Genomic DNA, 22,449 nt, shown 5'->3' on the forward strand with positions numbered 1-22,449 from the left:
GTCATCATGAGTAGTAGATATAGTAGCTGGATAGGGGTCTATAGCAATGGGGAATAGTGAGAGGGAACATGAAAAGAATAAATGTGAATTTTTCTATTTATACTGGAACGAACAACAAATGATTAGTACATGCATATATAAGCATATATTCACATATAGAACGTTCATATAAAACAAGCATGACTCATATGGTATGTATGGTGAGATAGTTCAGCATCATATAGATCGCATTCCTTCTACTCCCTTCCATATGGTAATCAAAAAGCCGATGCTTTTTATTCTTACATTTACCGTTTGAGCAGCAAAAAAATAAACAAAATATCTAAAATGATCCATTTTTATAGGATTCTTGGCATATTTATCACCTTTCAATAGAAAAATATGGAGAATCAGGGCATAACATTTGTTTTCGTCTAATTTTTTTCTCTTTTATCATGAAAAGTGAAGACAAAACGATTTAGCCTAAACATTACAATCATTTCATGCCTATTTTGAGAATCAAATGTTCTTTAAGTGAACTTCATAATATAGAGGCAAGCTAAAGGAAGGAGTTAGTTGTTTGATGGAGCTCATTGATAATAAATCAAAGAGATGGATAAACATTTTAAAATTGCTTGTATCCAAAAATAAGTGGTGGAGCCTTCAAGAGATATCGAATGAACGTATCGGCTCGGTTCGTGCGATTCAAAGCGATTTAGAACAAATGAAATCGTTCCAAACAGAGAATGGAGAACCGTTAATCCACATAAAGCCAAGACAAGGCATATCCATTTGTAATACGCAGACGATACGAGTGGATTACTATATCAAAGAAATTCTAAAGGATACGATTGAAATTCGATTGATTGACGGCATTTTTTTTGAAGAAAACAGATCTTTCTATGAATGGATGGAAACGCTGAATATCAGTAGATCCACATTGTATAACACGATTCATAAAATCAACTCGATCCTTACATCCTATGACATCGAGTTACGCCCAGATAGTATGCAGTTTCATGGAAATGAGAAGGAGATTCGTCAATTCTTTGTTGAATTTTTATTTGAAGTGTATGGAAGCCGCCTTTGGCCATTTGATGATATTCAAAAACAAGACGCAGTGAATTTATTACAAGAACTATTTCAGGTGCTCGAAGTCAATCTACCAGATGTCGCGATAGATAAATACTGCCTGTGGCTCGGCGTTTCCATTCACCGAATGCGAAAAGGTTTTACAATCAGCCGTAAATATACATACTCAATGAATGAAGAAAAACAAACCTCTACAGCTAAAGGAATCTATGATCAAATTAGAAGATGGGAAGAGCACATCTGCCGAATGGCCAAAGACGTATTTGATGTGACGCTGGATCATCATGAATTTGTCTTTTTGCTATTGATCGAACCAGCTATTGGACACTTTAAATCAATTGAGTCTGTCGAAGAAAAATTGACGTTCTTTCAGTCGCATACACCACGCCTCTATGATGCCATTCATTCATTTATCACCCAGTTGGAGTCGATTTTTCATCAAGAAATAGCGAATCGTAAGGTGATGACACTCGTTCTTCTCCAATATTATGTGTATTCCAATGAAATTACCGTGAGAGATGGATTCCTTTTCAAAAAGAAATCGAGCTATTTATCAGAGGTGAAAAAACAGTTTCCCTACTTCTATTCGAGGATTAGTCATATCATCCAAGAGTTAAAAACAGACGATATCCTCGCTTCTTTTGTGAAAAATGAACGGGAATTGATTCGTATCATTACATCTTCCTGGAGAGGACTTGTTCATTTGGAGATGGAACGGAGAAACGTGCTGAACATTTTTGTTACTTCAACATTAGGTTATTATCATAGTTTGTTTATTGCTGATTTAATTAAATTAAGTGTGCCTCCTCTCATTCACATTTTCACAAGTCCAGAAAATACGTTAAATGATGTCACGATGGATCAACTTGGGATTGATATGATTGTGACCGATACTGAGCTTCCTCTTCAGTTCGGGCGATCTACGCTGCTGATCAGCTCTTTTCCAACAAAAAAAGAATTGGACAACTTGCACCGCAGATTGGTTGATATGACAAACTGATGTTCATCATAAAAAAAGCTGCTGAGACAAGCTCAAGCAGCTTTTTGGTTCTGTATTAATGAAGCACGATTTGTTCATTCATCAAATCAATGGCGTAAAGCGATTGCCCATATTCATCTAATAGAAGGTATACTTTGAGCGGGGCAGTGGTTTGATCTGTTTGCTGCGTGAATAGGACACAAGTGAATTTTTCAATCCCATCTGGCAGCTTGCTTTTCAGAAAAGGATGAAGAATAGGAGAGATTCGAAGGGTATCAACATCTTTCAGCCAAAGCTCATCTTGTAACGCAGGATAATGGTCAACCAAAAACTGACGAAACACTTCCAATGTACTCAAGGTAGATATCCTCACTTTCTTCTAACTTGGCTTCAAACTCACCTAAAAACAAACGGAACCAACTCATCATATGATCTCGGTACACGTATTTTCGCATACGGCTTGAGACATGATCACTCACTTTTTAGACTTGATACTGTAGATCAACTGTACTGTCACGAATGTTTAATATGTATAACGTTTCCTATGTCATCTCATTGACTCCACCACGAATCCAAACAATGGACCTATGATCATATTCTTACCTGTTTTCTTTCGTGATGAAACGACAACTTCCTGCTACAATATTCCATTTTTCTGCAAAAAAGAGGGAGATGGGACAAAAAAGAGAACAGCTCCTCACTGTTCTTTTGGAAGTTATGAAAGGTCTGTCAAAGAGAACACTTCGCCGCTCACTGCATCAATGCCATCATGACAATCGAGCCTGCCGCATAAAACATATTGTTTTTGCACATCGTCATAGACATAGATAGGTATAAGTTCGAGGCGTTCTCTCAATGTTTCAAAGGCTTGTTTCTGAGTTATGGTGATTTCACTAGCTGTTTGAGATGGATTGAGTATCCCACATACTTGAAACATCTCTTTTTTATCTATGTAATTAATGGCTTCAAAAGTGTTGGCATCAATGAAGACCTTGATTTTATCCATAAATCCACAGCCTTCTTGTTCATTCGTTTTTAATATCGCATGGATGTATCCGTGATCACGTTGGAGTGTTTTTAGAACCCACTTTCCTGTATCCTTAGGATATTTTTGCGCCAAGAAGGTGCGGACTGCTTTGATACACTCATCCTGGTCTTCTTTTGATATCGTGAAGGAATCTGGTGACGGTTCCAATGAGAAAGCTTGTTCAGCTGAAATGTTCTCATGAATGTCCATTTCCTTTTTTTCAAAGGCATTGTTTATCGGTTCATTCCACTCAATGACTTTATTCATGTGTATACAATGCGTTTCTTCACGCCCAACTTCAAACGGAAGAGTTCCTGTTCCATCGTTCTTCACATAGATTTCTTCTAAAGCATAAATAGACCGGATTTGATTGTGCTCGAAGGAAGGCAATTGAAATAGCTGCACTTGCTGCTCAGCTAAGTTCCTCACCTGATCAAGGGAAAGCACATATTCCTCAGCTTTCAGTAATGTTTTGGCTAAAAATGGACCGTGGTGTGTAAAGTACATGAGCTGTCCATGTTCATTCCATTTCACTTCGATTCTGCCTGAAGGTGTTACTTTCACACCATCTATTGCTTCTTCGAAAGAAAGTTCCCCTTTTTCCTTCTGATGCATATGAAAATGCTCTCCATAGATCAATCCTGTTTCTTGTTCGATCCATTGAATGACATGAGCTGGATAAGGTCTCTTAAACGTGACACCATGCTGCGCATAGGTTTTGTCCATAACAAAAATAACTGATTCGGTCTGTCCTGTATTCAAGTTCACTTCAATGACAGCTGTGCCGTCTGGGTTTAGATCATCGTCCTCGGGTTCCGTTTCATGAGAGGGAAACCATTCCATATTCAATGTATACACCGTTTCATTGAACATATTGACGTAGCGATGAAAACTGTGTCTTTTTAGATAGTAAAGATCTAAGCCAAATGTCACCTTTGTCTGATCGATCAGTTGTTGAATGTTTGCATTCAATGAATTCACCTCAAAATGATGATGTTTTATGGAAGAATAAAAATAACGATAAAGATGAAAATGACGATTGCCATAAAAAATCCTAAAGCGATTGCCATTATATTTGACTCTTTTGTGTAGCCTGTTAATTCACCTACAGTCGATCGGTCGATTTTTCTAAAACGAAAAAGCATGCTTATATTTAAAATGGCTAGAACCATCAAAAACAAGAAAATGATCAATGCAGGATCGACGTCACTGAATGCATTATCCACATTTTGTAAAGTGAATGATTGAATAAACATAATGACACTCAATATGATTTTCCACACATGATCTAACCGTTTTTCTTTTTCCCACTCTTTCCCTAATTTCTCTTTTTCATAAATAGCTACCTGCTCTAAAATAGGGATGAAAGACTTTGTTGTTCCTTTTCTGATAAAGCCTAAAATGCCTTGGATAAGGATTAAAATTCCTAAACAAAAAAGGAAATGTGTCAGTTGGATTTTAACAATTTGAATCAACATAAAAAAAATGATGATCATAAGTCCGACAAATAAATTAGAGATAGCGATTTGTTTTGTCCTCATCTTTTTTAGTGCAGCTTGTTCCATGTGATAAACTCCTCCTCGTTTCAAATTTTTCTGATAAACGCTCTATCCTTATTACGATTTTAACGAAAAAATGTTTCAATATTTTCCCTTTCAATTGTCAATTCGGCTTTTTCACAAATGAAAAGACGCCCATCATTCAATGAACGTCTTATCCTTCTTCATGAAATCAGCACATCATATTTGAGCTGTTCTGTCTTTTATTTGCTGGGCTGCCAGGTGTTTAAAGTCATCAATAGAGAGCAGCTTTGACGTTTTTTCTCCATGTTGTCTGATATTCAGTGTTTTTTCTTGCATTTCTGTATCTCCAATGACAGCGATATAAGGAATTTTTTGCATTTGTGCTTCTCTCATTTTATAGCCGAGTTTTTCATCCCGTTCATCGATTGTGACTCTAATTCCGATATTTCTTAATTGCTGCTGCACCTCTATGCAGTAATCAAGGTGAACGCTTGAGACAGGTATGATTTGTACTTGGATTGGTGCGAGCCATAACGGGAAGACGCCGGCAAAATGTTCAATGAGAATACCAAGGAACCGGTCAAGTGAACCAAAAATGGCACTATGAATGACAACTGGCCGCACCTTTTCATTTTTCTCGTTGATATATGTTAAATCAAATTTCTCTGGCATTTGAAAATCCAGCTGAATTGTGGCGCACTGGTGGCTCCGCTTTAGTGCATCTTGAATATGAAAGTCGATCTTCGGACCATAAAATGCCCCATCTCCTTCATTTAAATGGTAGTCAATCTTTAACTGATCAAGCACATTTTTTAGCGCTTTTTCGGATATATCCCAAATAGCGTCATCCCCTAATGCTTTTTCTGGACGAGTGGATAGTTCGACTTTATACTCAAAACCAAATGTCCGATACACATAATCAACTAATTGAAAAATCCGTTTGATTTCAGCTTCGATTTGATCTTCTTTTAAAAAAATATGGGCATCATCTTGGCAAAATGTTCTGACCCTGAACAATCCATTTAATGCTCCGCTGAATTCATGACGATGCACCTGACCAAATTCAGACATTCTAATTGGAAGGTCTCTATAGGAATATAAGTTATTTTTGAACATGAGCATATGCCCTGGACAGTTCATCGGTTTTAAAGCAAAACTTGTATTGTCTACTTCTGAGAAATACATATTTTCATGATAATGATTCCAGTGCCCTGACTTTTCCCAAAGTTCTTGGTTCATCATAAATGGAGTACTTACTTCTTCATATTGCGCTTGACCTCTCACTTCTCTAGAAAAGGCCATTAATTCATTTCTGACAATCTGACCTTTTGGTAAATAAAAAGGCATGCCTGGCGCTTCTTCTGAAAACATAAAGAGGGATAACTGTTTCCCTAATTTCCGGTGATCACGTTTATTTGCTTCTTCCATGAAATGAAGATAATCAGCTAGATGATTTGGATGCTGAAATGCTACACCATACACTCGCTGCAAGACATCCTGATTGCTATCTCCCCGCCAATATGCCCCTGCCACACGCGTTAGTTTAAATGCCTTTAAATACCCTGTAGAAGGCAAATGAGGTCCACGGCACAAATCTATAAATTCTCCTTGCTGATAAATCGTGATGGCTTCTTGTCGAGGGAGACTTTTTAAAATATCCAGTTTATATGGATCATGTGCAAACATCACTTCAGCTTCTTTGTAAGAGACCTCCATTCTTTGAATAAGGTGATTCTCGTTTATGATGTTTTTCATCTCTTTTTCAATCATTGCCAAATCCTCTACGCTTAACGTTTGATTCAGCTTCATATCATAGTAAAATCCATTCTCAATGACAGGTCCGATTCCCAGTGTCACATTGTCATATAACCTTTTCACAGCTTGGGCTAATACATGTGCAGCTGTATGTCGTAACACTTCCAGCCCTTCTTTTGAATCAAGTGTTAGAATCGAAACCCCCGCATCGTTGTTTAACGGATAACTTAAGTCCACTGTCTGATCATTGATCTTTCCCGCTACTGCTTTTTTTCTTAAACTTGGGCTAATATGGGAGGCAACCTCTGCGACTGTCGTACCTGCGGAGAACTCCTTGATCTTTCCATCTGGAAATTGAATTTTTACCATTTTTTCTCTCATTACTGACACACCTTTCTCTTTTTTGAAATAAAAAAACACACCCATCCCTCATAGAGGGACGAATGTGTAATCCGTGGTTCCACCCAAATTCCCATAACGCGTATTCGCTTTATGGCTCTGGTGCCGTAACGTGGCGTAGACGGTATTGGATACTGTAATGTTCCCCAATACAGCTCAAAGGTGGTAAGATAGCTTTTCTGCGTTAGGAAGATTTCACCGTGACTTCCCTCTCTGTGAACCGATTAAAGCTGCTCATGTCCTTTTCAAAGCAATCATGCTATAAAAGTAAACAAAAAAACACACCCATCCCTCATAAAGGGACGAATGTGTAATCCGTGGTTCCACCCAAATTCCCATAATGCGTATTCGCTTTATGGCTCTGGTGCCTTAACGTGGCGTAAACGGTATTGGATACTGTAATTTCACCAATACAGCTCAAAGGTGGTAAGACAACTTTTCTGCGTTAGGAAGATTTCACCGTGACTTCCCTCTCTGTGAACCAATAAAAGCTGCTCATGTCCTTTTCTTCGCTTTTGATTTCTCCATATATTACATGATGATGGGGAATGATGTAAAGATTTATTTTGTATAGTGCTATTGAAATTTATTCTTTAAATGAAATATCTTGTCATTTCACTGGGGCTATATTCGACTTGATACTTAGGAGATAACGCATTCTTCACTTCTTCCGTTATACACTCCCCTGCTTGATTAAACTTCTTTTCCATTTCTACCCCTTCTGGCAGCAAGTCATCTGTTTCTTCATCAAACCAACAACCATACTGTATGGCCCAATTCCATATTTTAGAGAATAGTACATCGCTTATAGGTACATCATCTCTTTCTAAATGACATTGACAATGTCCGCATTGAAAAGGTTCACCACCGTAATCTCCTTCAATTTTCACAAAAGGATGATCCTCAAACTCTCGACAGCACACCCATTTTTTGAAGTTCTGACCGAACTCTGTCAGTTTAATCGAGTAATAACGCATGGAAGTTCGTTTTCCTTTCATGTCAAATATCCCTTGATCAATTAATGTCTTCAATCGATATTCAATAAAATCATCACCGATATACTGATCTAAATGACCAATGACTTCTCCTATTAATCGTGGAGTGACGATATACTCCTCTTCTGGCGCGGACTGATGAAGCCGCTTAGCCATTTTCACTAAATAAGCATCAAATTCATCTTCTGGTACGCTGATCACTTGTCCTTTTTGCCATATCCGCAGCGTATGATTTTCTTTAGCAAGTGAAAGCCATTCGTTTTGTAATCTTTCTCTCTCTTCTTTTGTCACTGGGTGAATATGCTCTTTACTCTCATACAAAATTTTAAATTTTTCAGATGCGATTTCTCCGGAATGTCGAAGGATCATTCTTCTTGTATTCGTATTGAACAGCTGATCAAATGCTGTCGTTATATTGATTACAGACAATTCAATGCTTTTCTCTTTTAATAAATAGATGGCATATCGCAAGGCAATTTGCTCATGTGCATTACTGCCTGTCCAGATGAGTATACGACTGCCAGCTTTTATTTCTTTTATTTGCTGAAGCATTCTATGCTGATCGTTGACCATGTCGTCAAAATAGCCAAATTCATTTGACATCACGTTACGCAGCCATTCTATACGGTTCGCTTGTCCTTCATGTTCGTGTAAATGTAGAAGTGGTCCAATTGAATAGATATCATCAAAAGCGATGACATCATCTATTTGTTTTTGCTTCATTTCACGTATTGCTTGTTTTAAACTACCGGCAGCTGCCGCCCCAAATATGATATGTATCATCATTCGTCTCCCTTTATCTTACATTTTATTTCATCTTCACCTATTCATGGTTCTTTCGTCAATTCTATTGAGTCAATTTCATTCAAAAGTATGAGAATGAGACGATAATATTTACATAAGAAATGAATCTAGAATCGAGGAGACAAATGTTCTTAGACTTTTTATTTAAAAAGAAAAAAACGACTACACCCCTTGTGCAGAAAGATATCCAGCAAAAAACTTATGACAACAAAAAAGCCGCACGAAAAGGGGCAATTGGTGAATATAAAATAGATATTCAGCTCTCGCAATTGCCAAAAGATTTTCTTTTTTTAAATGATGTGATGATAGAAAATCCTTCTTCTTCAACGGGTTACTCTCAAATTGACCATATCGTCATTTCGCCGCATGCCTTGTTCGTAATTGAAACAAAGAACTATCAGGGTACCATTTACGGAGGGAAAAAGCGTAAGACATGGCTAGTAAACGGAAAGTTCCCTTTTATAAGTCCACTCGCTCAAAATTATGGGCACATCCAAGCCATTAAACGCTGCACAGGAAATTTGATTGATACCTCATCAGTCGTTTCTTTAATCTCATTTACAAAGCGATGTACATTCAAAGTAGATGAAGAATTAAGGAAAATCCAATCAAATGAGTTAGTGATTTATGATATAGAATTAACAGAATTTATCAAACGAAAAAGTGCAAATATCCGTATGAAGCAACCAACACCGATTTACTCTGAACTAGAACGAAAACGTTTGTTTGAAATACTCAATCAAGCTAATATTACTGATGACAAATTGCGAAGGCATCATGTTGAGCACATAAAGCAAACTTTCTCTGAACAAAAATCTGAGAACGCAGTTTGCCATGAATGCCAAACTGCTGTATCCGAAAAAGTTCGATCGTACTGTTTGGCTCAGTCAAGATTCCAAGGAAAGATTTATTGCTATACTCATCAAAAAAACATTTAGACATGAAAAAAGGTAAGGGATCTTGTCCTTACCTTTTTCTTACCTCTATTCCTAAACTAATAATTCCCCTCTTCATCAACTGTTATTTTTCATAATTAACTGTAAATATGTCTATATTTTTTCACTCTAGGAAGTAGACTAACAAAGCAATTACTTTTTAACCTCATTTTCAGTTCCAAGTTTTTGTTTTTAATAATTGTGCAATGTCTGATGTTATAGGAAGTTGCTCTGTGCCAAGAATATCTGTTAAATTAAATACTCGTGATCCCATAGGCGCTCTTGGTGTCATTTTCTTAAAATCAGTCTCATAGAATTTCTCAACAAAGAAGTATCTATGTTTAATAGTTCTTAGATCGTATCCATGCTCGTCACCATCTGAAATTGCGCGAAGAATTTTTTGTTTTCTTTCTTCTGTTACATCGCCATACTCTGCTTCATATTGCATTCCAACTTCCGTTTTAACCGCTGTAATACGAGCACTAACCTTGCCAATTGCACGTACACTTTTGTTTTTATATAGACTAAGATAATCATGTGATCTAAAGCCACGTTCAACATTGTCATAATAAAGATTTTGACTGACGTTAAAATCAAAAGTATTGTTTGCTAACTGCATTCTCATAAATTTCCAAGAATCAGAAACTGCAATGAGATTATCATTATTACAGTAATTTAGATAATCATCCAAAACCTCTTGCATTTCAAAATCCCTATCATCTATTACTTCCTGAATTGCATTTGCGATACCTTCAAAAGTTGTATTGATGTGAATAACAGGTCTATTTTGGGTTGTATTATACCTCTTTAACTGTTGTTCAAAAATTCCCTTTTTGTCTTCTGCCATCAGCTCAGGAGCTAATGTAATCAACACCTTGTTCTTCTCATCATTGAAAGAATTCAAATGTCGCATAAGCTGTTTGTCATAAAACCAGTCGGACATTTTTGTTTCAACAACAATTTTAAAACTTTCCTGAGTGATGGTTGCATCAGGAATACTATCGACACTTTTTTCTTGTAATTTAAATACAATTTCGGGATCAAAAGAATCAGCGAAGAACTCCGAGCTTAAAAAACGAAAAAATTTATGGGAAGAATACTGATACAAACGAGATAATAACAACATCGTATTTGCTGTAGCAACATTTTCTTTTGCATGGTATCTCTGGAAATAATGAATCTTCATAATGATTTATTTCCTCTCTCTCCTTAATACTCTAGAAATTAAGAAGCAAGAAAATTAAGTATTGAGATCTTCTCTATACACTTTTCCATTTTCTATTCTTAATTCAGTTCATATGTAATAACCCCACCACTGTAAAAAACAATATTGTTTTTTATTTAAAGAGTAATTTCCTCAGCTATTTCCTCAAGACTTTCTTCGATTTCTTCCATTTTCACTTGCATATTCGTTGAAAGAATTTCTAGAATCTCTTTGTTTGAAAGTTCATCATAATCCTTCTCAGTTCTAAGAAAATCAGAGCATACATTGATGAAGACATTTGCAATTTTTTCGGTAGCTTTTCTGTTATAACTTCCAATAATTAAACTGATAACAGGAGACAATATTAGGCTGCTTTTACTTATGTTTTTACCCAATAATTTTGTAATAGAGGCCATCACTTTTGGACCGTACTTCTCACTGCCGTATTTAAAAATAGACTTTCCAGCTATTTTACTTCCTTCAAAAAATATAAAAGGAAGCAATATAGATTTTAAAAGGGGAGTAGCCTCTTTCGAAAACTCCACGAAATTTTTAGAAACAGGAATCCCCATGACAGTCATAATTTCCTTAAATAAATAAAGATAAACAGCTCCCTTACCTAGCACATCTAATCCAATTGGTAGTGTATCTGCAAGATGTGCTAAATTTTTATAATTAAAAGGACCCTTTGAATCTAATCGTTCTTTTAGCAGTTTTTTTGCCGAATTTATTTTTTCCTCAATTTTAATTTTTTGGGCGGCTGTAAATGCTCTTACAGTAGCATCTGGAAGTATACCTATGGTTTCACTAATTAAATTTTTCAACCCGTGTGGAGGTATTGCTAGATTTCCGTATAACTGTCTTTCTTCAGCTAGTACACGACATATTTTTAATTTTGGGCATTCTTTTTCAATTATTCTTTGAAACCTCTCATCACTATCAAGTGTTTGTGTTAATACAATGATTACAGGCATGTAGTCTGAAAAACTTTTTATCCACTCTAGCTCTTCATCTTCAATTCTTCTACTTTCATTTGAAATACAATACCACATCACATGCATATGATCTTTAACATTTGAAGATTCTGCATGCTTACTAATTTCTTCAATAATACTTTTTCGAGATTCTTCCCTTTCTTGCGGGTTTAATTCTAAACCCTTTGTATCAAATAGATTTACATCGATACCCTGAATGTCATATTTAATTAATGATTGCGAAACAGGCTTTCCTTCACCAGTTTCAGCGACTTCAGACCCAAAAATAGCATTGATCAAAGTGCTTTTTCCTACACCAGTTTTGCCTGAAAGAACTATATTTGGCTTAATAAAATTCTGATCAAATTGCTCATCAAATTTTTTCAAAGTTTCCATCATCACAGAAACAAAATCTCCCAAAGAATCCTTGTTATTCTCTTCACTCATGTAAATGCCACCCTTCCCCCTCTATAATTAGTACTATTTTATCAAACATTACTAATTATTTGTATATTTATCCTCCCAAAATCAAATCAATTACTTGTTTGATTTATTTACATAAAATATTCCAAAAATAAATAAATGCGATAATTATAGATAAAAAAGATAGGTTATATAGATGAGTTGTAAAATAGAAAAACGTATTTTTGAATCGTTAAGCCAGCTCGCCTTATGAAATCGGCCTCAAACTCTTATGCTGAGAAATTCGGTCAAATGCCACCATCAGAATGGTCATGAGCAAAGCGAGAAGAACCGTTCCAGCGCTGATCCAGCTGAGGTTCAATATAGATGTCCTGCTCAATACAAGCCCTCCTACCCCCGAGCCTAAAGCAAATCCAAATTGAATAAATGATGTATTGACACTTAATGCGATATCAGGAGATTTCGGTACAAGTGTGACAAGATATAGCTGCTGAGCTGGCGATGTGCTCCATGTAGCGATCATCCATATCATGATAACAGCCACCATGACCACGAGATTCCCTGTGACAAATGCTAGTAGCATGAGCATCATGATTTGCAAGATGATGCCAGAAAAAATCGTGAAGATTGGCCCTTTTTTATCTGCTGCCATCCCTCCAAGGCTTGATCCTAAAAAGCTGCATATTCCCGCTAGTAACAAAATGCCACTGATTTCTGTGATGCTTAGGTTGGCTGATGCTTGCAGGAAGGGCGTTAAATAGGTAAATAAAGTCGAATATCCCCCTACATAGAATAACGTGACTGCCACTGCAAGCAATATTCGCTTGTCTTTTAAAATCGATAATTGCATACGAAGCGTCACCGATTCTTGTTCTTTCATAGAGGGGATTCGCCTGTACACAACAATCAGCGGAATAAGCGTGATCACTCCAATGGCTGCGAATAATGCTTTCCATCCGATCATACTGCTGAGAAATGTGCTGATCGGCACTCCTAGAACCAATGAGCTGCTTAATCCCATTAAAATGATGCCAATCGCTGTTCCTCTTTTTTCCCGTTCCACAAGACGAGTGGCCACAGCCATTGCCACCACAATGGCCGTCCCTCCACTAATTCCTTGTAAAACCCTTGTCATCAGCACCATTTCAAACGAATGGCTGACACTTGTGATGATATTACTTAAAGTAAAAATGATCAGCATCCATGATAATATTTTTCTGCGGTCGATATTGATGGTTAGTGCAATGACAATCGGTGCGCCGATTGCTGCTGAGAGCGCTAAGGATGTGACCAATAAACCAGCAGCTGATGTCGTGACCTGTAAATCATCTGCGACCATTTGAATAATCCCTGTAATGATATATTCGATTGTTCCGATTAAAAAGGCTGCTAAAGCAAGTAAATAAACAACGGCTTTATTTTTCATCGTGACGTTTCTCCTTTGGGCAATGTTTACACTTCATTTTTTATAGGAATTTGAATTTCAATGAGTCTTCCTTCTTCATTTTCAGACAATGGGTAATAAATCTCTCTGCCCGGCTGATCTTCTTTCACGCGGTATCCGTTATTTTCGATCCATGTCGCCAGGTCAACACAAGCAGTTTGTGCAGATGGAGAATGTGAATGAAATAAGAGTGTCGCCATGGTGTCTTCTGCAGGTAACGTGCGAATTGTCATTCCCTGAGGAAGCGAGCATCTTAACGATTTGACGGAATACCCCACCTCAAATTCGAACTCACTTTCTTTATCCAGTGATTCTCTCCATAGCACCACTTGTGGTCCCGAGATCGATTCTTGTTGATGTTTATGTAATAAATGATGAAACATTTGAAAGAATGAAGGGATTTCTTCAACAGTTCCGTTGGATTGAAAAGACATGATGCGTTTGCTTTCAACCGATTTGATGATGACCTCCTGCTCTTTTTCAACACAACCCTCTCGTTTGATGAGGTGCATCCGCTCCTTAATACGCGCTAATTTCTGCTGTTCTCTCTCGATCAATTGCTGAATCTCACTTTCTTTCAAGAGAAACATGCCCTGAATCTGCTCGACAGAAATATCTTCACGAAGAAGCTGACTCATTTGCTTTAACGTAAAGCCTAATTCCTTGTACAGAAAAATCCGATTAACCTCAAGCAGCTGCTCAGCTGAGTAATACCGGTATCCAGATTCTTGATCGATCTGTTTAGGTTTTAATAAATCGATCTGGTCATAATACCTTAAGGTTTTGACAGGGACTTTACTTAACATAGAAAAATCGCCAATCTTGAACATCCTGATCTCCTCCGATTTGTTGATCTGATCACAGTATAAACCTTTCAGTAAAGGGGAAAGTCAATAGAAGATTTTAAAATACAATTTATTCGCATATAAAAAAGCCCTATCTCAAATAGGGCTCGTTGTTTGATGAATTTTATTTGTCCTCCAAAATATGTTTAGCCGCTTCTAGTGCTGAAGCTGCTTTAGGCCATCCGATATAAAAACTAAGATGAGTGATGACTTCAATCAATTCGTTCTTCGTGACACCATTTTCTTTGGCAAGATGTAAATGGTATTCCAGCTGATTCAGACTGCCCGTACTTACTAAAGCTGAGACTGTAATCATACTGCGATCTCTAAGAGAAAGTTCCTCCCTTCTCCATAAATCTCCAAAGAGAACTTTTTCTGAATACTCAACAAATGCTGGAGCAAAATCTCCGAGAGTGAATTTTACAGTTTGCTTGATTGGTTGATGCATAGCTATTTCCCCTTTCAATCGTTCCGTTACTTGATCATCTGCGCAAGCCCTTCTCCAAAGGACCAATTTTCCAAGCCTGTCTCAATCAGCATAATGAATACATTTTCTTTTGATATATGGAGTTTGTTATACAACTGGTCAGCTATTTCCTTATATAAAGATTGCTTCTGTCCCTCGGTTCTTCCTGAACCACATGTAATTTGGATATATAAAAGACAATGATCTCTTTCATGACGAACAAGATAATGGGGATCATAAAAGAATTCTTCTTTCTTATGTGAACTGAATACCTGAAAGTAGTCTTTTTTAGGAACTTGAAATTCTTTTATCAGAGCCTTCATGATCGTTTGGCTAATAGAAGTTAAGCTTTCTTTATCGTACTCATCTTCCATATAATTGACTTTTACAAATGGCATGTATGTCATCTCCCTTTTTCTGTCTCACTTCATTTTACATCCCAATACTCGTTTTATATAATTGAATAATATATAAAAACGTATTCATATATCGAATGGAGAATATTAGAAATGGACCTAAAAGAGTTAAAAGCATTTCAAGCCGTGATTCAGGAAGGGACCTTCTCAAAAGCCGCTCAAAAATTGAATTATGCACAGTCGACCATAACGAATCAGATTAAACGATTAGAAAAGGAGTTAGGATTTCAATTGTTTGTAAGAGGATGGGAGGCTGAATTAACCCCTTCAGGACAATTGTTTGCCAAAGAGATTGATCAGTTGATACTCCATTGGCATTTTGTATTAGAGCAATCACAAAAACTCCAAAAAGAAGAAATCGGAACCTTGAATATAGGCGTCATAGAACCAATTGCTGTCTCTATTCTTCCTTCCGTCCTTCAAACATTCAGAAAGCAAAAACCGAATATCACATGCCACTTTATCATCGGTAATACAGATTTCCTTCACAAGCAGCTCCTCCAGGGGGAGATCGATTTTGCTATTGCAGGGGAACCTGTGATGAACACACTTCCGTTTGAGGAGTTGTACAAGGAGGAAATGTCTTTTATTATTGCAAAACAGCAGGCAGATCAAGTTGGAACGATCTCATTGATCAAGGAACTTTATGAACAGCCTCTGATCATAGGCGGGGAAAGTTGTTTATATCACATGAAGTTACAAAAGGAACTTTCAAGAATAAATGTGGAGCCCTTCACTTATACCGTCAGCCAGATTTCAGCCATTCCATCATTTCTAAAGGGATTTCCCTCTGTCGGCGTCGTCCTTTCCTCTACCCCATTGTCAGACGAGTTTGTGAAAGTTCCAATTGAAATGGAGGACCCTTTTATCCCGATAGGAGTCTTAACTCATAAGGACCCCCATCTCTCTCTGGAAAACACCAAGCAGCTGCTGCTTAATCTATTTCGTCAAGGAGCGGAGCAATTCACATGCTCGTGATCTCGTATCAAAAACAATAAACCTAGCTTTCATACATCTAGGTTTTTTAATCTTTCAAGCCATTTCAAGATCGCTCCACTTTTAAAGAAATTGAATATGGCTCCCTCACTAAATCGCTCAGCTCTCAAAACCCCCATGATGAGAGCAAGTACACACTGTGCATTTAAATTTGAGATGTCCACATGCTCCATATCGTTCGTTCCCCATTCAATGCCATTTTCTTTGAGGATTTCTCTATAGTGGGTAAGTTCCATTTCTTGATGCTGTTCTGCAAAGGTATAGACATCTTCAATAAAGCGTTGGACCGTTTCGGAATAATTCACAAAGGGCATCTGGATTGGGCGTTCAGCTGTTCCATCATTTTCCTGATCGATCACCCATTCTCCGATATGATCCTCCTGAAGCATCGGTATGTATTTTGTCAAAATCTCAAATTGACTCATCGTTATCCTCCTCTATTTTTTAGAATGCTTTCAAGCCCGACAATAATAAAAGGAAACATTTTCAGGCCATGTATCGTGCATTCAGGAGTGACATTAGTTCAGAATTAAGCTGGAGCCTTCAAATAGATCGAAGGCTCCATTTCCAACTAAATTGCTTTAGCTAAAATCATAAATCGGTGTTGTTTTGCGTCAAAATAACCCTTTTGTTCAATGGTTTTATGAATGGTGTATAATTCATCCTTGAAATTACTTATTTCAAAACCTGGCACTTGCCAAGGAATTGCTTTTAGATAATACACCAATGCTCCGATATCATAAAATCTTAGAATGGGGAACTCTTCAGCACTTTTCAACACCTCAAAATGATTCTCCTGTATCTCTTTTAAAGCTAGCTTTAAGTTCCAATCAATAAATTCTTCATTTATTGGTACCCTTAGATTCTCATTAATCTCTATGCAATCGAGTCCACCGACTTGTTGAGTTAGAAAAATACCTTCATTCGAGATAATTCTTCTCACCTCTTGAGATGAAAATGACTCATGTTGATTGATGATAAGATTAAATTTTCCAGTCTCAAACGGCAAATTTTCATCATTAGAAATTTGAACTACCTTCACTCCTAAAGGGGTTAATCGTTCTTTTGCGACAGGTACATTAGGCAAGTAACCTTCTGTAGCATAAACTGATGTTGGAAAAGGTCTTAATTTTGATAAAAACTCTCCACCACCTGTTCCCATGTCCAGCATTGATTTTGCACTTTGAACAAGAGAAGTAGCTATACTACCATATGACCATGAAAGCAACTCACTTTTCATTCTTCCAGTTTCAGATATGAATGAGAAATCCCACCCAACAAAAGGTTCATCTGCTTGTTTTATAAATGAAGAAAACTGTTTGTCATTCATCATAATCCCTCCAATTATCATTTTGCAGTTTTAATGATTAAATAATAGGTGGGCCTCTTACGAATATATAAAGTTGTTATATTTCATGTTCTTTTAGTCTCATATTCAATAACTCCCTGTAAGAATCTTGATTTTTGACATTCATTCCAAAATTCATTCAACTGATATTTGAGTAAGACATGATTTTGTTTGAGAATCGAGAGTTCATGATGGATGTCTCATTATAGAGGTCTAAGTACAATGATAGAAGAGAATACGAAAAAAGAGCTTAGGAAAAAATAGATTGTTAGTTAAAGTAAAACCCCTCCTGTTGGAAGGGTTTTTTCATTTAGTTACTGCCTTTTCTATTGCTGTTTTCGGTCCACCAATTTCGTCTGCTGTGGGTCCATATATAGTTGGAATCGTTTGAATGCATTTTGGTCTATCATAGCTGTCATTCCCTTTTTATTTAAGAGATAAAGACACTACACACTCCACATGCGCCGTATGCGGAAACATATCCACTGGTTGCATGTATTCGATCTTGTAGTCTTTTGACATGTATTCGAGGTCTTTTGCTAGTGTAGATGGGTTGCAAGAGACGTAGACAAAGCGTTTTGGTTTGACTTGTTTGACGGTGTCTAGGAAAGTGCGTTCGCAGCCTGTTCTTGGCGGGTCGACGACGATAACGTCAGGACGGAAGCCTTCTTTGACCCATTTTGGCAGCCAGTGTTCAGCTGTGCCTGTCACATAAGTTGCGTTTTTCATGCCGTGTTTTTTGGCATTTTTCTTCGCGTCATCAATTGATTCTTTGATGACATCCATACCTCTTACTTCTTTTGCTCCATCTGAGAGCCACATTCCAATGGTTCCAACACCGCAATACGCATCGACTACCTTTTCTTTGCCAGTCAGTTTGGCCGCTTTTTTCGCTTCGTCGTAAAGCTTTAATGTCTGCTTCGGATTCAATTGGAAGAAAGCCCGTGCACTCAATTCAAATGAGACGTCTCCTAAAAATTCTTGGATGACCATGTTGCCAGCTAGGTGCGATGTTTTATGCCCAAAGATGACTGACGTTTTTTCGCCATTGATATTGTGCATAATAGACGTCACTTCTGGCAGACGTTTTTGAATGGCTTCGGCGATTTCTTTTTTCTTTGGAAACTCAGGCTTTGATGTGACAAGGACGACTTGGACTTCACCTGTTTCAAAGCCGACACGCACAACAATCGAGCGCACGTCGCCTTTTCTTGTCCGCTCGTTGTAAACAGATACGCCGAATTTCTCTAAAATTTTGCGGACGACGCCTGTTGTTTTGTTCGTTTTCGGATGCTGGACGATACATTCCTTGATCGGAACAAGTTTATGGGAATTCAGCCCATAAAGCCCTGCGATGATGTCGCCGCTATGTGATCTTCCGACTTGGAACTGACTTTTATTCCGGTAGTGCCATGGATCTTTCATACCGATTGTTGGTCTAATGTCGATCTTTTCAACCGACAGCTTTGTATGACGCTCCATTGATTGAATGACAATATCGCGTTTTTCCTTTAGCTGCTGCTCATACGCCAAATGTTGAAGCTGACAGCCTCCGCACTCTTCGTATACTGGGCACGGCGGTTTCACTCGATGTTCTGAGCGCTTGCGAACTTTCCTCACCGTACCTTCTGCATATTTCGCTTGAACATTCGTTGCTTCCACTACTACTTCCTCACCTGGAAGTGCACCTGGGACAAAGACCACTTGCTTTTTAAAATAACCGACCCCTTCCCCATTAATGCCAAGGCGTTTAATGGTAAGCGGGAACTGCTGCCCCTTTTGCAGAAGGGCTCCTTGCTGTTTTTCTTTCACGTTTATTCTCTCCGTTCTATTTAAACCTTTATCGGTTGTCCTCATTTTATTCCATCTGAATAGTATATCACGACTTGGACGAAGAGAGAAAATGCCTTTCAATTATTTGTCTGTCTCAATACTTCTCCATAAATAAAGGGAGGCGTAGCTTAAATACGGTGCCCACTCCTTGCTTAAAACTGCCATCTCTTCTTTTGTTGGCTTTTCTGGCAGGTCAAAGTGACGTTTGATCGCATTTTGAATCCCGATATCTGCCATTGGAAAGAGATTTGGTCTTCCAAGTCCATTCATGAGGACATTTTGAACCGTCCAAGGTCCAATCCCTCTAATCGGAAGCAGACGTTCTTCAATTTCAATATCCGTTAAGTCGTGTAATTCTTCTAAATTCAGAGAGCCGCTCACTATTCGCTTTGAGACATCAATGACATATTCCGCTTTTCGCTGACTGAATTGCAGTTTTCTCAAATCATCGGTTTCAAGTGATGCAATGGTTTCCGGTAAAGGGTCAAACCAAACGCCGTCGATTTGCTCACCATACGTATGAACAAACCGTTTCGTCAGCTCATAAGCAAATGCAAGATTGAGCTGCTGATGAATGATGCATTTCATCAAGCAATGATATAGATGGAAATCCAGCATAAGCGGCGTTCCGATATGACGTTCAAAAATGGGCGCAAGATTTGTTTGAGCAAAATGGTCATGCACGGCATGTAATTGATGCTCCATGCCAAATATCCGCTTCACCTCAGAAAGGATCGCTTCCTCCGGCCCGTTTGCCTGTACCCGGAACGAAGGCGCTTCTTTTGTTCCTGTCGCTTGAACGACTGCAATGTACGGTTTATGATTCAGCCTCATCGGTACTTTGATTTCTCTTTTATCCAGATCGACCGCCTTTAATGGATCGCTCGACAAACGTCTCAGCACTTGATCGAAGTGATAGGGCGGTTCAACCAATAGGTGTTTTTCCCACATGTTTTTCCTCTTCCTTTCTGTCAACACACGCAGATGTGATTGTTTCACTTTGCATGAATGATTCTCTATATTGAATACTTTTAAATATAAAGAGTACAAGAATTTATCAGTTATATCTTCCTTATTTATGGTCATTCTCCTTTTGGATAGATGAAAATTTTTAGTCGAATTTAGCTAAAATTCGACAGCAATCTTCAACATTTTAGGAGCTTTTTCCTTAAATTAGAAATAGAACCTATGGGTGATATCTTCTATTTCGAAAATATTTGTATAATTATGACATATCAAGGAGGTGAACAAAGGAATTAGCGGATTAGGCAATCATTTGTTTCATCTTGCAGGAACATATTTACCTCATTGATAACCGGCTTCACCTAGTTTCACGTTTTACTAAAAGAAGACCCAAAATTTAAAAACAAAGGAGATCCGACCAATGAAAAAAACAATTCTTTCTGTTGCCCTTGCCACTGCTGTTTCTTCGACACTACCAGTATTCGCTGACGCTGCTGAAAAAACATCATCAGCACCCGTCTCTACTACACTACAGCAAACTGTTTTAAACAAAGCTGCTGAAGGTAAAGCTGGAACTAAAGCTAGTCCTAATGTTAACGTCAATTTCGATGTCCTTGGAATTGCCAATGCAATCATTAACGCAGTAAATGCAAATGCCAACCGTTCTGGATTCGTTAAAGGTGTAATGGAAAGCACATTCTATGCTGCTGGCGGCAGATATAACGTCATGGTCTTTAACCTAAGCCAAAACTATGAAGACCGCTTTAATGGCGTGAAAACTTTCGCTACTGCTAACCTTGGTAATGTTGTTTACGGTATTTGGGTTTTTGAGAGCGGTACATTTAAAAACAACGGCGATGGCGGCTGGGATAACTGGGCATTTAGAGGCTGGTTTGACCGTCAAAATAAATTCGTTACGTTCCATCGTCCTTAATTCTCGCTTTATCCATCAATCATACACGCACATTGGACCGATCTCATCGCTGAGATCGGCTTTTTTATGGTGAAAACGTATAAGTTCACCGCTGCTGCTTCATGATATAATGCAAGTCTGGAGGGGTGCACATGCTGAAAAAACTTGCAGTGACAAAAAACGGCGACTTGATTGAACATGCAACATTGCAGCAGCTTTCAAGCCCCGATATTGCCTGGTATTGGATTGATTTTTATGCGCCAACGGAAAAGGAAGCAGCACTGTTAAAGGAATTTTTTCAGTTCCATCCGCTTGCGATTGAAGATTGCTTCCATTATTTACAGCGGCCAAAGCTTGATTTTTATGAAGGGTATTTATTTTTCGTCCTTCATGCCCTCAATCAAAAAACACTTCGATCTGAAGAAGTCGACCTGTTTGTTGGAGAAAACTATATCGTTACTTTTCATTTGAAGGAAGCGCCCTACATTGATCGCGTCATTCGAAAGCTCAAAGGGTCTGATAAAGCACGAGAGAGCGGTCCAGAGCATATGGCTTATATGCTGATTGACCAGCTCGTCGATGATTATTTTCCTATTATTTATCAAATTGAGGACAGGCTCAATGAAATCGAGGATGAAGAAGGGCATAAAACGTATGGTACATTAATGAACGAAGTATTCGGGATTCGATCCGATTTGCTCAAACTGCGCAGAACCATTATCCCGATGAGGGACCTCTTATATCGAATTGTGAACACGAATATGATGAAAAGCGATGCAAACCGGCAAGCATATTTTAATGATATTTATGATCATCTATTGAAACTAACAGAAATCGTTGAGTCAAACCGTGATATGACAGCCGATTTACGAGACAGCTATCAAACACTAAATTCCAATCGAATGAATGCCATCATGATGACACTGACCATTGTCTCGACGATTTTTATTCCACTGACCTTTATTGTTGGGGTGTATGGGATGAACTTTGATAACATGCCTGAATTACACTGGAAATATGGCTATTTTGGCGTACTGATTTTCATGGGTTTGCTTGTCTCAGGGATGCTTTTGTGGTTTAAACATAAAGGATGGTTTAGGATTTTCAAATAGTTTTTTTGAGAGAAGTGCTTGAAA

At 37.9% G+C, this 22,449-nt stretch carries 20 protein-coding genes and 2 other annotated features; of the genes, 5 read left to right on the top strand and 15 right to left on the bottom strand.

The window, feature by feature from the left end; translation table 11 throughout:
* The first annotated feature begins 562 nt into the window (after positions 1 to 562).
* Positions 563 to 2,071 carry a helix-turn-helix domain-containing protein gene (locus ACTJKA_RS13875; RefSeq protein ID WP_336750351.1) on the top strand — a complete coding sequence of 503 codons (1,509 nt, stop codon included), beginning with the start codon at positions 563 to 565 and terminating at the stop codon, positions 2,069 to 2,071.
* Positions 2,072 to 2,126: 55 nt separating this feature from the next.
* On the opposite strand, the gene ACTJKA_RS13880 is transcribed toward ACTJKA_RS13875, so the two are convergent.
* The 5 genes from ACTJKA_RS13880 to ACTJKA_RS13900 all read right to left on the bottom strand — a co-directional run bounded on the left by ACTJKA_RS13880 (position 2,127) and on the right by ACTJKA_RS13900 (position 8,532).
* Complete coding sequence (locus ACTJKA_RS13880) at positions 2,127 to 2,408, bottom strand: hypothetical protein (RefSeq protein ID WP_017366847.1); 282 nt, start codon at positions 2,406 to 2,408, stop codon at positions 2,127 to 2,129.
* A 357-nt stretch (positions 2,409 to 2,765) separates the two neighbouring features.
* Positions 2,766 to 4,049 (bottom strand): hypothetical protein, encoded by a 1,284-nt coding sequence (locus ACTJKA_RS13885; protein ID WP_440607803.1) that lies wholly within the window; start codon positions 4,047 to 4,049, stop codon positions 2,766 to 2,768.
* Positions 4,050 to 4,075: 26 nt separating this feature from the next.
* Entirely contained in the window at positions 4,076 to 4,642 is a 567-nt protein-coding gene (locus ACTJKA_RS13890; protein WP_025206950.1) for a hypothetical protein, read from the bottom strand.
* 174 nt (positions 4,643 to 4,816) lie between these two features.
* Complete coding sequence (gene thrS, locus ACTJKA_RS13895) at positions 4,817 to 6,736, bottom strand: threonine--tRNA ligase (RefSeq protein WP_336750349.1); 1,920 nt, start codon at positions 6,734 to 6,736, stop codon at positions 4,817 to 4,819.
* 51 nt (positions 6,737 to 6,787) lie between these two features.
* Positions 6,788 to 7,012, bottom strand: a binding site (T-box leader).
* A gap of 37 nt (positions 7,013 to 7,049) precedes the next feature.
* Positions 7,050 to 7,273, bottom strand: a binding site (T-box leader).
* 74 nt (positions 7,274 to 7,347) lie between these two features.
* Positions 7,348 to 8,532 carry a DUF1835 domain-containing protein gene (locus ACTJKA_RS13900; RefSeq protein WP_336750348.1) on the bottom strand — a complete coding sequence of 395 codons (1,185 nt, stop codon included), beginning with the start codon at positions 8,530 to 8,532 and terminating at the stop codon, positions 7,348 to 7,350.
* Between the two features lie 146 nt (positions 8,533 to 8,678).
* Between ACTJKA_RS13900 and ACTJKA_RS13905 the strand changes: the two genes are divergently transcribed.
* Complete coding sequence (locus tag ACTJKA_RS13905) at positions 8,679 to 9,491, top strand: nuclease-related domain-containing protein (protein WP_171465096.1); 813 nt, start codon at positions 8,679 to 8,681, stop codon at positions 9,489 to 9,491.
* A gap of 169 nt (positions 9,492 to 9,660) precedes the next feature.
* On the opposite strand, the gene ACTJKA_RS13910 is transcribed toward ACTJKA_RS13905, so the two are convergent.
* The 6 genes from ACTJKA_RS13910 to ACTJKA_RS13935 form a co-directional block, all read right to left on the bottom strand.
* Entirely contained in the window at positions 9,661 to 10,674 is a 1,014-nt protein-coding gene (locus ACTJKA_RS13910; protein ID WP_336750347.1) for a hypothetical protein, read from the bottom strand.
* 155 nt (positions 10,675 to 10,829) lie between these two features.
* Positions 10,830 to 12,113 carry a GTPase gene (locus tag ACTJKA_RS13915; RefSeq protein WP_336750346.1) on the bottom strand — a complete coding sequence of 428 codons (1,284 nt, stop codon included), beginning with the start codon at positions 12,111 to 12,113 and terminating at the stop codon, positions 10,830 to 10,832.
* Positions 12,114 to 12,336: 223 nt separating this feature from the next.
* A complete protein-coding gene (locus tag ACTJKA_RS13920) occupies positions 12,337 to 13,515 on the bottom strand; it encodes an MFS transporter (protein WP_336750345.1) in 1,179 nt (392 codons plus the stop codon).
* Between the two features lie 26 nt (positions 13,516 to 13,541).
* Positions 13,542 to 14,363: a MerR family transcriptional regulator gene (locus ACTJKA_RS13925; protein WP_099496393.1), complete on the bottom strand. Its 822-nt coding sequence runs from the start codon at positions 14,361 to 14,363 to the stop codon at positions 13,542 to 13,544.
* A gap of 139 nt (positions 14,364 to 14,502) precedes the next feature.
* A complete protein-coding gene (locus tag ACTJKA_RS13930; RefSeq protein ID WP_046526907.1) occupies positions 14,503 to 14,826 on the bottom strand; it encodes a carboxymuconolactone decarboxylase family protein in 324 nt (107 codons plus the stop codon).
* A 26-nt stretch (positions 14,827 to 14,852) separates the two neighbouring features.
* Positions 14,853 to 15,242, bottom strand: coding sequence for a tautomerase family protein (locus ACTJKA_RS13935; RefSeq protein ID WP_046526906.1), 390 nt, complete (start codon positions 15,240 to 15,242; stop codon positions 14,853 to 14,855).
* A 111-nt stretch (positions 15,243 to 15,353) separates the two neighbouring features.
* Between ACTJKA_RS13935 and ACTJKA_RS13940 the strand changes: the two genes are divergently transcribed.
* The gene (locus tag ACTJKA_RS13940; protein ID WP_046526905.1) at positions 15,354 to 16,238 is read left to right on the top strand and encodes a LysR family transcriptional regulator; all 885 of its coding nucleotides are present in this window, start codon (positions 15,354 to 15,356) and stop codon (positions 16,236 to 16,238) included.
* A gap of 29 nt (positions 16,239 to 16,267) precedes the next feature.
* On the opposite strand, the gene ACTJKA_RS13945 is transcribed toward ACTJKA_RS13940, so the two are convergent.
* From ACTJKA_RS13945 to ACTJKA_RS13960, 4 genes are all read right to left on the bottom strand, one after another.
* Positions 16,268 to 16,681, bottom strand: coding sequence for a DUF6508 domain-containing protein (locus ACTJKA_RS13945; protein ID WP_156061264.1), 414 nt, complete (start codon positions 16,679 to 16,681; stop codon positions 16,268 to 16,270).
* 146 nt (positions 16,682 to 16,827) lie between these two features.
* Entirely contained in the window at positions 16,828 to 17,589 is a 762-nt protein-coding gene (locus tag ACTJKA_RS13950) for a methyltransferase domain-containing protein (protein ID WP_026050056.1), read from the bottom strand.
* Positions 17,590 to 18,030: 441 nt separating this feature from the next.
* Positions 18,031 to 19,416 (bottom strand): 23S rRNA (uracil(1939)-C(5))-methyltransferase RlmD, encoded by a 1,386-nt coding sequence (gene rlmD / locus ACTJKA_RS13955; protein ID WP_440607804.1) that lies wholly within the window; start codon positions 19,414 to 19,416, stop codon positions 18,031 to 18,033.
* Positions 19,417 to 19,518: 102 nt separating this feature from the next.
* Complete coding sequence (locus ACTJKA_RS13960; protein ID WP_017358802.1) at positions 19,519 to 20,388, bottom strand: DNA-3-methyladenine glycosylase family protein; 870 nt, start codon at positions 20,386 to 20,388, stop codon at positions 19,519 to 19,521.
* A gap of 433 nt (positions 20,389 to 20,821) precedes the next feature.
* On the opposite strand from ACTJKA_RS13960, the gene ACTJKA_RS13965 reads away from it, so the two are divergent.
* Entirely contained in the window at positions 20,822 to 21,334 is a 513-nt protein-coding gene (locus ACTJKA_RS13965; RefSeq protein ID WP_008341732.1) for a hypothetical protein, read from the top strand.
* Between the two features lie 131 nt (positions 21,335 to 21,465).
* On the top strand, positions 21,466 to 22,425 hold the full coding sequence (gene corA, locus ACTJKA_RS13970; RefSeq protein ID WP_007496624.1) for a magnesium/cobalt transporter CorA: 960 nt from the start codon (positions 21,466 to 21,468) through the stop codon (positions 22,423 to 22,425).
* Positions 22,426 to 22,449 lie beyond the last annotated feature (24 nt).

It is taken from the genome of Bacillus sp. 22190 (assembly GCF_052045575.1).
Lineage (GTDB): Bacteria > Bacillota > Bacilli > Bacillales > Bacillaceae > Bacillus > Bacillus altitudinis.

Coding starts and splice junctions, on each gene's coding strand:
- ACTJKA_RS13875 (WP_336750351.1), top strand. CDS start 563: ATGGAGCTCATTGATAATAAATCAAAGAGATGGATAAACATTTTAAAA.
- ACTJKA_RS13890 (WP_025206950.1), bottom strand. CDS start 4,642: ATGGAACAAGCTGCACTAAAAAAGATGAGGACAAAACAAATCGCTATC.
- thrS (WP_336750349.1), bottom strand. CDS start 6,736: ATGAGAGAAAAAATGGTAAAAATTCAATTTCCAGATGGAAAGATCAAG.
- ACTJKA_RS13900 (WP_336750348.1), bottom strand. CDS start 8,532: ATGATACATATCATATTTGGGGCGGCAGCTGCCGGTAGTTTAAAACAA.
- ACTJKA_RS13905 (WP_171465096.1), top strand. CDS start 8,679: ATGTTCTTAGACTTTTTATTTAAAAAGAAAAAAACGACTACACCCCTT.
- ACTJKA_RS13910 (WP_336750347.1), bottom strand. CDS start 10,674: ATGAAGATTCATTATTTCCAGAGATACCATGCAAAAGAAAATGTTGCT.
- ACTJKA_RS13915 (WP_336750346.1), bottom strand. CDS start 12,113: ATGAGTGAAGAGAATAACAAGGATTCTTTGGGAGATTTTGTTTCTGTG.
- ACTJKA_RS13920 (WP_336750345.1), bottom strand. CDS start 13,515: ATGAAAAATAAAGCCGTTGTTTATTTACTTGCTTTAGCAGCCTTTTTA.
- ACTJKA_RS13925 (WP_099496393.1), bottom strand. CDS start 14,363: ATGTTCAAGATTGGCGATTTTTCTATGTTAAGTAAAGTCCCTGTCAAA.
- ACTJKA_RS13930 (WP_046526907.1), bottom strand. CDS start 14,826: ATGCATCAACCAATCAAGCAAACTGTAAAATTCACTCTCGGAGATTTT.
- ACTJKA_RS13935 (WP_046526906.1), bottom strand. CDS start 15,242: ATGCCATTTGTAAAAGTCAATTATATGGAAGATGAGTACGATAAAGAA.
- ACTJKA_RS13940 (WP_046526905.1), top strand. CDS start 15,354: ATGGACCTAAAAGAGTTAAAAGCATTTCAAGCCGTGATTCAGGAAGGG.
- ACTJKA_RS13945 (WP_156061264.1), bottom strand. CDS start 16,681: ATGAGTCAATTTGAGATTTTGACAAAATACATACCGATGCTTCAGGAG.
- ACTJKA_RS13950 (WP_026050056.1), bottom strand. CDS start 17,589: ATGATGAATGACAAACAGTTTTCTTCATTTATAAAACAAGCAGATGAA.
- ACTJKA_RS13960 (WP_017358802.1), bottom strand. CDS start 20,388: ATGTGGGAAAAACACCTATTGGTTGAACCGCCCTATCACTTCGATCAA.
- ACTJKA_RS13965 (WP_008341732.1), top strand. CDS start 20,822: ATGAAAAAAACAATTCTTTCTGTTGCCCTTGCCACTGCTGTTTCTTCG.
- corA (WP_007496624.1), top strand. CDS start 21,466: ATGCTGAAAAAACTTGCAGTGACAAAAAACGGCGACTTGATTGAACAT.